The organism is Phycisphaerae bacterium (assembly GCA_018003015.1).
Taxonomy (GTDB): Bacteria; Planctomycetota; Phycisphaerae; order UBA1845; family PWPN01; genus JAGNEZ01.
In genome coordinates this window covers 1-13032 of record JAGNEZ010000107.1, presented here as the reverse complement: position 1 = coordinate 13032, position 13032 = coordinate 1, and the positions used below count along the sequence as shown (strand labels likewise).

The 13032-nt window shown below is 60.9% G+C and carries 6 protein-coding genes; all 6 read left to right on the top strand.

Annotation, left to right across the window (positions count from 1 at the left end):
- Positions 1–439 precede the first annotated feature (439 nt).
- Complete coding sequence (locus KA354_24090) at positions 440–1300, top strand: hypothetical protein (GenBank protein MBP7937733.1); 861 nt, start codon at positions 440–442, stop codon at positions 1298–1300.
- A gap of 406 nt (positions 1301–1706) precedes the next feature.
- Complete coding sequence (locus tag KA354_24085; GenBank protein ID MBP7937732.1) at positions 1707–1931, top strand: hypothetical protein; 225 nt, start codon at positions 1707–1709, stop codon at positions 1929–1931.
- Between the two features lie 45 nt (positions 1932–1976).
- A complete protein-coding gene (locus KA354_24080) occupies positions 1977–7523 on the top strand; it encodes an SUMF1/EgtB/PvdO family nonheme iron enzyme (protein MBP7937731.1) in 5547 nt (1848 codons plus the stop codon).
- Positions 7524–7717: 194 nt separating this feature from the next.
- On the top strand, positions 7718–11893 hold the full coding sequence (locus tag KA354_24075; GenBank protein ID MBP7937730.1) for a choice-of-anchor C family protein: 4176 nt from the start codon (positions 7718–7720) through the stop codon (positions 11891–11893).
- 147 nt (positions 11894–12040) lie between these two features.
- Positions 12041–12829, top strand: a complete 789-nt coding sequence (locus KA354_24070) for a tetratricopeptide repeat protein (GenBank protein ID MBP7937729.1) — start codon at positions 12041–12043, stop codon at positions 12827–12829.
- Positions 12830–12845: 16 nt separating this feature from the next.
- A partial coding sequence (locus KA354_24065; GenBank protein ID MBP7937728.1) for a hypothetical protein occupies positions 12846–13032 on the top strand: 187 nt, incomplete at its 3' end.

Below are 13032 nucleotides of genomic sequence, written 5' to 3'. Positions count from 1 at the left end.
GCCGGCCTTATCCGGAGAATCGTGTCGGCGTCCATGCCCAGGGCCTCCTGTGTTCGAGTTCCACTCGAACTACCCATCGGCTGGTCGCATGAGGTTTCTTGAGCTTTCTTAGCGTTGTAGTACTAGGGCCCCCCGGTCGCCGTGAACAGCGTTGTCGATCAGCACCTCCTCGCAAGCGGCCATGATTGTACCCCAGCGAAGTGCCCCTGTTTCCTTTTCAGCCGGATGCCAACAAGTCTCTGGAACATCGATACTCATGTCAAGTGGGGACGGGACGGGAGCAGCGGTACGCCCCGGCTCGTGACGCAGGCGATGCGTGGAATTTGCCGAATTCGGGTTTTTCCACGTGAGTGCGCGGACGGAGTCCCGCTCGTGAAGGTGGGGATGAGAGAATCGTCATCGTGGTTCGGAGTGCCGATCCGGGAGATGGAGGAAAACCATGTTTCTGAAAACGAGCTTTGCGAGCGGGTTGCTGTCGGTGTGTGTGGTTTCTGTTCTGCCGGCGTTTGGGCAGGCATCGTCGCCATCGCCACCGGCGACGCAGCCCGCGGTGGACAGGATCGCCAAGTACCACGACCTACTGAAGAACGAATTCATGACCGATGCAGACGGTGAGATCATCCTGACTTCGCGTGCTGTTCAAGAGGCGATTCAAAAAGCACGCCACAAGGCCGCCGATGAGAAAGCGGACGTCGATCGCGAGATTGCCTCAGTGAACGAAGAGAAGCGAAGCAACACGGAGAACAGGCTCGCCGAGCTCGACAAAGCGAGAGCCCTTCGTAAAGGCGCTGCAGAGCACGACCGAATGAGCATCAAATGGCGTGAGAAAATCGGGCCAAGAGGTCAACGCCGTCGGTGGTACTCGCCGAACTACAAGGAACAGGCTGCGGCAGCCGAGTGCCGAAGGCAAGCTGCCGAGCACGAGAGAGAAGTGGAAAAGTATGACCGGGAAATCAAAAGACTGGACACAGAACTTGCGCCGCTCCGGCGTAGATCGGACGGGCTTGCTCCTGTGGCCGCCCCGAACGGTCGTACCCTGCCAGGAAAGGATTTCTGGGTAGACCTCACCGCCGAGCAGAGGGAACAACTCGAGCGTGTCGGAATCAGTCGCGAGCAATTCAGGAAGTTGCTTTCTCGCATCTGTGAGACGGAGGCCTCCTTCATCGCCTGCGCTCGCCAGACGGAACGAGAGTCGCGTTCCGGCGATGACCTTGCTCTTCGCTTGAGGCGCTATTTCCAGGATCGTCTCTCTCCACGATTGGATGGCATTGGGATAGCTAAACGCCCCGTGACTCCGTGAGGGCGGTGGTGCAAGGCTGGAAGCACAGATGCTCAGGCTCCGACGATTTCTCTTGGCGGAGCGCCCGGCGATCGACCCGGGGCCTCGAACAACGATATAGATCCATTCTTCACAGCCGGTTACCGTGTCCGGCGAGGCCAGGGAAGATGGGTAGTGGCGGACAAGCTGAGCGAGGAAACGGGCGGATGACGCTGCCTGGATGTAGAATGCCGGGAACTGTGCGATTGCGGCGCGAACGGCCAAGGCCGCGTAGATACTCCGACGGCAACTCGCTTGAGGAGGTCCACGTCAGACCCAAGGAGGATGGTCGGTGCACCCTCCAGGAATCATGCAGGTTCAGCGATCATGTTGTTCTGCGCCATCGCGGCCGTTGGTGGTCCCCTTGGGGATACACGGCCCTGGGCGTGTGATTGCAGCCTTCGAGAAGACGGTCAACGACGACACCGGTGTGGACACAAGCGATTTGGAGGAGTTCGAGTATTGCGCCACCGCGCGCCGCGTACACCTGCTGCCCGGTTACGAGGGCACGGACTTCGATGAGGACAACGACGTGGACCGGTCGAACTCTGGGGTTTTCCAGCGATGTTACAGTGGCACGGGAAAGCCGGCCGATCCGAACTGCGCAAGCTAGTAATGCACGGTGGTCAGGGATTGGGCAAGTGAAAGGAGCAGAGACATGAAGCTCTCTGGAGCAGCTGTGTGGGTTTGCGTGCTGATCGCCACGCTCAGTTTCCGATCGACAGCGGAAGCGAAGGTCGTTTACGTGGCAACGACAGGCAATGACACCAACGACGGCCTGAACTGGGCGACCGCCATGCGAACCGTCCAGGCCGGTCTCAACGTGGCAGTCTCGAGCGACCAGGTCTGGGTCGCGACTGGCACGTACATCGAATGCATCACCCTCAAGGTCGGCGTTGCCCTCTACGGCGGCTTCGCCGGCAATGAGACCAACCTAGCCCAGCGTGGCTGGCTAACCAACCAGACAATCCTCGATGGAAACCACAGCGGAAGTGTCGTCACCGCACCCGCCGGCGCAACGGCGATAACGCGGATCGACGGTTTCACCATCCGCAACGGCAACGGAACACAGTCCGACAACTACCGCTTGGGCGGTGGAATCTACTGCTATTCCTCCTCTCCCACCATCTCGAATAACACGATCACCAACAACACTGCAAGCCTCGGCGGCGGGATCGCATGTGATTCCTCCTCCCCCACGATCTCAAACAACACGATCACCGGAAACACAGCAACCGACATTGGCAACCTTGCTGGCGATGGCGGTGGAATCTCCTGTAAGAGCGGCTCACCGGCAATCTCTAACAACATCATCGCCGGGAACACCGCACTCTGGGGCGGTGGGATCGATTGCGTTTTAGCCCGCCCGACGATCTCGAACAACACGATTGCCGGGAATGTCGCGGTCAACGACGGCGGTGGGATCTGCTGCAGTTCCTCCTCCCCGGCAATCTCGAACAACGTCGTGGCCTTCAACTCTTCGGGCTTGTACAACGTGGGAGGAACGCCCACGCTGCGCAATAACTGCGTCTACAATCCGGATGGCACCAACTACTCAGGACTTGGCGTCGGTACCGGCGACATCTCCGTTGACCCTCAACTGCTTGCCGCCGACTACGGCGAGGTCCATCTGAAGGCCGGTTCGCCGTGCATCGATACCGGCCTGGACAGCGTGGTGCAACCCGCGTGGGTGGACATGGATGGCCAGCCACGTATCCAGGGTGCGCACGTGGACATCGGGGCGGACGAGTTCAATGGGAGCACGCCGCCGTTCACCGCGAAGGTCGTTCGGGTCAGCCCTTCCGGCAACGACGCCAACGACGGTTCGAGTTGGCTTTTGGCCAAGCGGACGGTGCAGGCGGGTATTGATGCGGTATCGACGTTGGGTGGCGAGGTCTGGGTGAAAGCGGGGACATATCAAGAGCGAATTACGCTGCGTCCACTTGCGCACGCATACGGCGGTTTTGCCGGAGCAGAGGCGTCGAGGGCTGAGCGGGACTTCCGGTCGAACGCAACGATCCTGGACGGTCAGCAGAGCGGCTCGGTAGTCACGGCCCAGAGGATTGCCAGTGGCCTGAGTACCATCGACGGTTTCACTATCCGCAACGGCAACGGGACAACGACCGGCAGTTATTCTGAAGGTGGTGGAATCTACTGCGATTACGCCTCCCCGATGATCTCGAACAACACGATCAGCGGAAACACCACAACCGGCACTGTTGGCCATGGCGGCGGCATTTACTGCTACTGGTCCTCTTCCCCCACGATATCGAATAACACGATCACTGGAAACACCGCAATCCACGGCGGTGGGATCTGTTGCAGTTCCTCCTCTCCCACGATCTCAAACAACACGATCACCGGGAACACCGCAACCGGCGGCAATTACTGCTATGGCGGCGGGATCTACTGCATCGTCTCCTCTGCGACGATCTTGAACAACACGATCACGGGGAATAGCGCAAGCAAGGACGGCGGTGGAATGTACACTTCCTCCTCCTCCCCGACGATCTCGAACAACACGATTGCCGGGAATGTCGCGGTCAACGACGGCGGTGGGATCTGCTGCAGTTCCTCCTCCCCGGCAATCTCGAACAACGTCGTGGCCTTCAACTCTTCGGGCTTGTACAACGTGGGAGGAACGCCCACGCTGCGCAATAACTGCGTCTACAATCCGGATGGCACCAACTACTCAGGACTTGGCGTCGGTACCGGCGACATCTCCGTTGACCCTCAACTGCTTGCCGCCGACTACGGCGAGGTCCATCTGAAGGCCGGTTCGCCGTGCATCGATACCGGCCTGGACAGCGTGGTGCAACCCGCGTGGGTGGACATGGATGGCCAGCCACGTATCCAGGGTGCGCACGTGGACATCGGGGCGGACGAGTTCAATGGGAGCACGCCGCCGTTCACCGCGAAGGTCGTTCGGGTCAGCCCTTCCGGCAACGACGCCAACGACGGTTCGAGTTGGCTTTTGGCCAAGCGGACGGTGCAGGCGGGTATTGATGCGGTATCGACGTTGGGTGGCGAGGTCTGGGTGAAAGCGGGGACATATCAAGAGCGAATTACGCTGCGTCCACTTGCGCACGCATACGGCGGTTTTGCCGGAGCAGAGGCGTCGAGGGCTGAGCGGGACTTCCGGTCGAACGCAACGATCCTGGACGGTCAGCAGAGCGGCTCGGTAGTCACGGCCCAGAGGATTGCCAGTGGCCTGAGTACCATCGACGGTTTCACTATCCGCAACGGCAACGGGACAACGACCGGCAGTTATTCTGAAGGTGGTGGAATCTACTGCGATTACGCCTCCCCGATGATCTCGAACAACACGATCAGCGGAAACACCACAACCGGCGGTGGCGGTAACCGCGGCGCTGGAGTTTCCTGCCATGGCGCCTCGCCGGCAATCTTGAACAACACGATCGCCGGGAACACCGCAACCGGTGGCACCTACTTCGGTGGCGGCGGTGGTGGAATCTACTGCTACGAATCCTCTGCAATGATCGTCAACAACTCGATCATCGGGAACACCGCAACCGGCGGCCCCCATGAGGCTGGTTGTGGCGGGGGGATCTACTGCTATTCCTCCTCCCCCACAATCTCGAGCAACACGATCACCGGAAACACGGCGACCAGTACGGACCGCGCTGGCTACGGCGGCGGAATCTACTGCGCTAATGCATCATCCCCGGCGATCTTGAACAACACGATTGCCGGAAACACCGCGACCAGCACTTTCAATGGCCGCGTGTCCTGGGGTTACGGCGGTGGAATCTCCTGCACGAACGCCTCCCCGACGATCTCGAACAACACGATCACAGGGAACACCGCAACCAGCACTGTTGGCCACGGCGGGGGGATTGACTGCTATAATGCATCCCCCGCGATCTCGAACAACACTGTGGCTTTCAACTCTTCGGGCTTGTACAACGTGGGAGGGACGCCCACGCTGCGTAATAACTGCGTCTACAATCCGGATGGCACCAATTACTCAGGACTTGGCGTCGGTACCGGCGACATCTCCGTTGACCCGCTATTCGTGAACAGGCAAGTTGGGGACTTCCGGCTGCTCCCCGGTTCGCCTTGCATCGACGCCGGCTACAATGCGGGCGTGCCCGCAGGCGTCTCGAAAGACCTTGATGGGCATCCGCGCTTCATGGATGACCCGGCAACGGCAGATTGCCCGAACGCCCCGGGAGACTGCGGTGCTGCCCCCATTGTGGACATGGGCGCCTACGAGTTTGTTACGCCACTCGACACCCAGGCTCCGACTATCGCGATTACCAGTCCGACGAGCAACCCGACATACACGACGGCCAGCAGTACCATCGATCTCGCGGGGACGGCTTTGGATAACGTGGGCGTGATGCAGGTGACCTGGTCGAACAGTCGGGGCGGGAACGGCACCGCCATCGGAACAGCCAGCTGGAGCGTGACTGGGATCCTGCTCCAAGGGGGACAGAACCTACTCACGCTAACCGCTCGTGATGAGGCCGGCAACAGCGCCTCAGACCAGTTAAACGTGACATACGACACAAGCTGGCCTTTTTGGCCACCGCAGTGCTTCGTCTCGCCGGCAGCGCCAAGCACAATGGACCGCGTAAAGATTAGATTCTCCGGGGAGTGGCCGAACGAATGCTATTCGCTTAGCGGTGTAGAAGTTTCTGGAACTACGTTCTACTTCACGGTGGGAATTTCTCCGGGACCATGCGCGCAAGTTGTCGTTCCGTGGTCGCATACGGAGATGATTAGCCCTCTGGGTGTCGGGAGTTACACCGTGCATACCGTTCTGGTCGATGGGTTTGGGGAGGCGGTTGTTGAGGATAACGTCTGCAAGTTCACGGTCACTCTGCCGATGGATTCCGACGGCGATGGCGCACTGGATAGCGTCGATGCCTGTCCAAACACGATTCCTGGCACGGTTGTGGACGAACACGGCTGCCCAGCGGTCATCTTCGGCGATTTCGACCGGGACGGCGACGTGGATGCGGACGACCTGGATGCGTTCGAGTCCTGCGCGACCGGGCCGGCGATACCGTACGACCTCCAGAACCCGCCGGGCGGCTGCACGCTTGAGGCCGTCGATGGGTTTTTGCCGCCCGATCACGACCAGGATGCCGATGTCGACCAAATCGACTTCGGAGCATTCCAGCGTTGTTACAGTGGGATGAACCGACCGGCCCAGGTCGGCTGTGACGCCGCAGCGGAGGCGCCTGCGGGCATGGAGCTGATCTCGGCCGGCGAATTCCTGATGGGTGACACGTTCACTGAGGGAAGCACCGAAGAGCAGCCGGTGCACGCAGTCTACGTCGGCGCTTTCTACATGGACCGCTACGAGGTGACCAACCAGCAGTACGCCGACGCGCTGAACTGGGCCAAGAGCCAGGGCAACCTGATCACGGTCAACTACAACGTGGTCTACAAATACAGCAGCAGTACCCCGTATTGCAGCACGGCGCTCAGCTCGTCGTACAGCCAGATCACCTGGGATGGTTCGACGTTCGGCGTGGTGGCTGGCAAAGAGGACTACCCGATGGTCATGGTTAGCTGGTACGGTTCGGTCGCATATGCCAATTGGCGAAGCGGGATGGAGGGGCGGCCGCTGGGTTACGACCTGTCCACGTGGAACTGCATCTGGAACAGCGGCTATCGCCTGCCGACGGAGGCGGAATGGGAGAGAGCAGCACGCGGCGGTGTGGCCGGGCACCGTTTTCCGTGGTCGGACAACGACGATATCCAGCACGCTCGGGCGAACTACTCCAGTTCGACTGATTACTCGTATGACGACAGCCCGACTCGCGGCGATCACCCCCTGTGGGGTGTGTTGCCGTACCCATTCACAAGTCCTGTGGGCTTCTTTGATGGGTCAATGCGCTCCCGTGCGGATTTCGGCTGGCCCGGCATTCCGACGAGCTATCAGACGAGCAACGGGGCCAGCAACTATAACCTGTACGACATGGCCGGCAGCGTCTGGGAGTGGTGCAACGACTGGTACAGCGCGACTTACTACGAGTGGTGTGTGGACAGCTGCGGGACACCGTGCGTCAACCCGCGTGGGCCCGAGACAGGGCAGACGTCTCCGGTGCTCCGCGGCGGTTGCTGGGAGTGTGACGCCAGCCGGTGCCGGGTGGCTGCACGCGGCGGCGTTGGTGGCCGAAATGTCAGGAGCAGAAGCATCGGGTTCCGATTGACCCTGAACTCGGAGTAACGTCTTGAACGTCATCCTTCGGACCCATTAGCCTTATCGTTCTGGGGGCGAAGCCTCTGGTTGCCTGATGAACGGAGATGGGACCTGGGGATCGAATCACTGAAAAGGTGGTTGGAGGCTTTCAGGAGGAATGCAAAGTGAAGACTTCCAGAACGATAGATCTGCCATACTTACGAATCCATCTGTTCAGGATCATGGCATCGACTCTTGTTCCCCTCATGCTACAGGGCGCAAGGCCCGCGATCGCGGATTCTGTGTGGCCGGTCAACGGCCATCGCTATCGCGCGGTGAGCGTGCCCGATGGGATAGCGTGGGACCAGGCGAACGACGCCGCAATTGCGGCCGGCGGATACCTGGCGACCTGCACATCCTCGGCCGAAAACGACTTCGTGTTCAGCCTCGTGAACACATCTGAGTTTTGGACCGGTTCGGGGACGAACACAAACTGGGGCCCGTGGCTCGGCGCCTATCAGCCGGAAGGTTCCGCCGAGCCCGCGGGCGGCTGGCGCTGGGTCACGGAAGAGACCTGGAGATACGCGGCCTGGCTTTCAGGTCAGCCCAACAACTCGGTCGTCGAGAACCGCGTCCACTACTACGTTGCGGTCGGCCAGGCACGGGCAGCCACCTGGAACGACATCGGAGCCGGAACCTCGCTGAAGGGATATGTGATCGAGTTCGGACCGGCTGAAGTCCGCTGGCCGGCCAACGGACATCTCTATCGTGCGGTCTATGTGACCAACGGCCTCACGTGGGACCAGGCAAACGCCGCGGCCATCGTCGCCGGTGGATACCTCGCTACATGCACATCGGCCGAAGAAAACCAGTTTGTCTTCAGTCTCACCGACGCAGCTCAGTTCTGGTATGAGAATCCGTCGACCAGTTGGTATCGGGGAACGTGGCTGGGAGGATACCAGCCGGAGGGGTCTGCCGAGCCATTGGGGGGGTGGAGATGGGTAACCGAGGAAGCGTGGGACTACACCAATTGGCTGCCGGGACAGCCCAATAACCGGGATGATGTCGAGGATCGGCTCGATTATGGCGTACCGCTCGGCCAAGCGCGGGCACCTGCTTGGCAAGATCAGGAATCAACTGTCCTGCTGAAGGGTTTTGTTATCGAGTTCGATCCGAGGCCCACGGAGGCTGTGTGGCCGGTAAACGGCCATCGCTATCGCGCGGTGAGCGTGCCCGATGGGATAGCGTGGGACCAGGCGAACGACGCCGCTATTGCGGCCGGTGGACACCTGGCCACCATCGGTTCCGCTGACGAGAACGCCTTTGTCTTCGGACTGATCGACGCACCGCAGTTCTGGTGCGATGATCCGCTTGAGGACCGGTCTTATGGCCCATGGATCGGCGGTTATCAGTCGGCCGGATCCTCTGAACCGCTGGGTGGTTGGCGATGGACCACTGGGCAGCCGATCGTCTATCAGAACTGGTGCCCGGGCAACCCGGATGACTTCCTTGACCATCAGGACTATCTCCACTTTTCTCTTGACGGGGGTGTAGGCCGGGGTAGCCAGTGGAACGACCTATGGGAGGATCCGCGCGGGTACTCGGGTCTCGTTGTTGGTTACGTGATTGAGTTTGGGAATGGAGGGGTGATCCTGGAGAATGGGAGCTTTGAAGTCGGCCAGGACCCTAGTGTTTACACAGCATTGGCCCCAGGATCGGCCGCCATTCCGGAATGGACAATTACGGGCGGCGTTACCTACACCGGTAAGTATTGGCTCAGTTCTGCCGGTCGTCGCAGCCTCGATATGGATGCGGGTGGTATTGCCCAGACCTTTCCGACAATTGTCGGCCAGGAGTATGTTGTGGTCTTTGACCTGGCTGGGAATCCGGCCTGCGACAGCTCGGTGAAGCAGCTGCGTGTTCAGGCGGCTGGGACGTGGAAGGACTTCACCTTCAACATCACTGGCCGTGAGCTATGGGACATGGGCTGGCAAACCAAGACGTGGCAGTTTGCAGCGATAGACGTAGAGACGACGCTGGAATTCCTGGCAACCAATCCAGGAGACTACAACTGCGGGCCGGCCTTGGACAATGTGTGGGTGGTCATTCAGGGCGCAGAAGATGCAGACGCGGATGGTGTGCCAGATGCTATCGACACGTGTCCGACCATACCGGATCCCGGTCAAGTGGATTTCGATGGAGACGGCCTGGGGGACGCCTGCGACAATTGTCCGATCCGGTTCAACCCTGATCAGGCCGATAGTAATCACGACAGTGTTGGTGACGCCTGCGAAGCTGCCTACCAGATCGTAAAGGGTGAATACACGTGGCATCAGGCTCGCAATAATGCGGCCTGCTTGGGCGGCCATCTCGCCACCGTGACCAGCCTTCAGGAATTCGCTTACGTTGCCCAACTCCTGGGAAATGCGTCCGGGCTTGATTTCGTTTGGCTGGGCGGATTTCAAGAGGACCCGAACGTCGTCGGGGCGGACGGTTGGTCCTGGATCACCGACGAACCCTGGCAATTCGCGGCCTGGGCGCGAGGTCAGCCCAATGACGGTGGCGTCGGTCCGGAGTCCTTCCTCGGCCAGTTCTCACGGCCGGGGAACGGTCTGGGCTGGCACGACGCCGACGCCCTCCGCCAGAGTGACTTACTCGTTGAGTACGACATGCCGCCTCTCACCGACGACAACAACTGCAACGGAGTTCCGGATACTTCGGACGATGACCAGGACGGAGTTGTCGATGGCTGCGACAACTGTGCGCTGGTCAGCAACCAGAGTCAGTCTGATATGGACGGCGATAGCGTCGGCGACGCCTGCGACGTCTGCCCCTGGTGTTCCGACATTGCCGACCGCAACGGCAACGGCGTGATTGATGGCCTCGAACCTGGTATAGACCCTGACCAGGGATGGATTCGCTCTTGGGCCGTGCTTGGTACCTTCAACGGTTCATCTCTGAACGACCGACTGACAGGAGGTTGCGGTTACACTGATGCCACTGTTGATCCCTCGCCAGGCAACCATACGCGCGGGCAAGCATGGACCCACGTCCTGGGAAGGGCCTTGTGCTCGGGAGAAGGAGTGCGTTTTCTGGATCTCTGGGGAGATGCCGTGGCTGTCGCATACGCACACACTTATGTCTACAACCCGGTGACCCGTGTGGTTCGCACCCGCGTGGGCAGTAATGATGGTTTCAAGATACTCGTGGACGGCGTCGAACGGCATCGATATGCAAGTGATCGAAACTGCAAGCCTGACGGTAGTATTTCCCCACCGTTTGTATTGAGCGAAGGGTGGCATCGTGTTCTGGTCGCAGTCAACGAAATCTACGCGGGGGGCTGGTTATTCGTGCTGCGTTTTGACAACGGTGGGAGCACCATCCTCACCGACTTCATCGTCACACCGTTCCGGTCGGCTATTGGCGACAATCAGAGCTTGACCATTCCCGATATCCCTGCGAGTCGACCCAGGGCGATTCGTGATTGGCTGATCCTCGGGCACCGCTCGGAAGGAGCTCTGGTTGGATCCGGATGCAACGACCTTTGCGATACTGACGTGCTGGCTCTCTCTGGCGGCGGATCCGAAACTGCCGTCTCGCCCCTGCCTGGCCAAGTTCAAGCTGGTAAGACATGGGTCAACCTTCGTGAAGAGAACGCGGTACAGTTCACTTCAGCGACAATGCTGGATCTCAAGGACTACTATGCCAGTGGCGACACAACTGGCAGGGTTGCCTACCTCCACACCTATTGCTACAACCCTGGACCTCCGCGAGGGGCTCGGTTGTCCATGGGTTCTAATGACTCAGCCTTTGTGTGGGTCAACGGTACGCGGACACTCCACATATGCGAGTGCCGAGAGAGTGCCTGTGACCAGGACATGTCCGACATATTCATGCTCGGTTGCGGCTACAACCGCATCCTCATGCGCGTGGATCAGGGCTCGGGCGGCTGGGGCGGTAGTCTCCGGCTGATCGAGCCGGATACGGCTGACCCCCTTGCGGGTGTCATGTTCGTGCTGAGTCCCGAGCCATCGCTCGAGCCGCCCGATGAGGATGGCGATGGATTTCGTGTCTGCGACAACTGCCCCACAACCCTCAATCCAGAACAAGCAGATAGCGATGCCGATTGGGTGGGTGATGCCTGCGACGCGTGTCCGGGCACCGTTTCCGGCGCGGTCGTAGACGCCCAGGGATGCCCGCTCGTCATCTTCGGCGATTTCGACCGCGACGGCGACGTGGACTCCGCGGATTTCCAGGCGTTCGAAGCGTGTTTCGCAGGCCCGGCTGTGCCCTACTGGGGCGACTGTGCCAAGGCCGACTTCGACGCCGACCTCGACGTCGACCATTCGGACTTCGGCCTGTTCCAGCGGTGCTACGGCGGAGCGGGCAAACCGGCCGATCCGAATTGTGCGGACTGAGAGCTGCTCGTAACATGCAGCAACACGGCCAACCCCGCATCGCTGCCACCCGGTGGCCCACTGGCGCTCGGTTCCAACGGCCACATCGCAGCAGATCTCGACGGCAACACGGATGTCGAGCCGGACGATTCAGGGGCAAGAGTCGACATGAGACCTAACCGCACAAGGTGCGACGTGGCGTGGGAATTCGCGAGGGCGGGCAGGTACGACCTGGCCGAGCGGCAGTCGCGGGAGGCGGTCAAGGAATGCCCGACCTGCGGGCAGGTGCGGGCCAAACTCGCTTTCTGTCTGCTGCGGTTGGGGCGGCGGCAGGAGGCTTTGGCCGAGGCTGAGGAGGGGGTTCGGCTGGACCCCAACCGGGGATTCTGCCATTGGGCGCTGGGCGTCATTCAGCTGGAGATGGGGTCGTTGGAGGCTGCCGAAGCCTCGGTTCGGGAAGCCATCCGCCTGGACCCGACCGAAGCTCCCGATCGCTTCCTGCTGGCCCAAGTCCACGAGGCCCGCGGGAACGTGCAGGCCGCCCTGGACGCGGCGGAGCAGGGTCTGGCGATGAATCCGCTGAGCGTGAAAGGTGGATTGATGCGGGCACAGTTCTTGAACTGCCTGGGGCAGGGTGCCTTGGCCCGGGAGGCGGCCCGCGAGGCGGTGGCGCGGGATCCAGAGTCGGCTGACGGGCACGCAGTGCTCGGCCTCATCGTCTTGGGGCGTGGCGAGGCCGCCAAAGCCCGAGAGCACTTCGAGGAGGCGTTGCGGCTCGATCCAGAGCATCCTTGGGCAAAGAAGCACGTCGCCAGAACCGACTGGGTGGAGGTCGGTTGCCCGCGTGTGGCAGTGCCGGAGCCGGAGCCCGCACGTGGAATCTACGTCATCGCCATTTGGCTGGGCTTGGTCCTTCTAGCCTCGGCGGTGATGAGGAGTTGCGCGGGGCTTGGGTGAAGGGGTGTCCGGGCGCGTGCGTGACGGAATTTACCTTCGCACCGATTGTGACCAACTTCCCCGCGCCGGCGGCGGTGACAGCGGCTATAACGGGCGTACGATGAAGCATTTCCTCTGGGAGGCTTGGCGCGGCAACCCCGAGGCCCGCGACTGGTTCGTCCGCTGGGCCGACGGCTGGCGCGACGCGACCATGCGGGAGTTTG

Coding starts and splice junctions, on each gene's coding strand:
- KA354_24080 (MBP7937731.1), top strand. CDS start 1,977: ATGAAGCTCTCTGGAGCAGCTGTGTGGGTTTGCGTGCTGATCGCCACG.
- KA354_24075 (MBP7937730.1), top strand. CDS start 7,718: ATGGCATCGACTCTTGTTCCCCTCATGCTACAGGGCGCAAGGCCCGCG.
- KA354_24090 (MBP7937733.1), top strand. CDS start 440: ATGTTTCTGAAAACGAGCTTTGCGAGCGGGTTGCTGTCGGTGTGTGTG.
- KA354_24070 (MBP7937729.1), top strand. CDS start 12,041: ATGAGACCTAACCGCACAAGGTGCGACGTGGCGTGGGAATTCGCGAGG.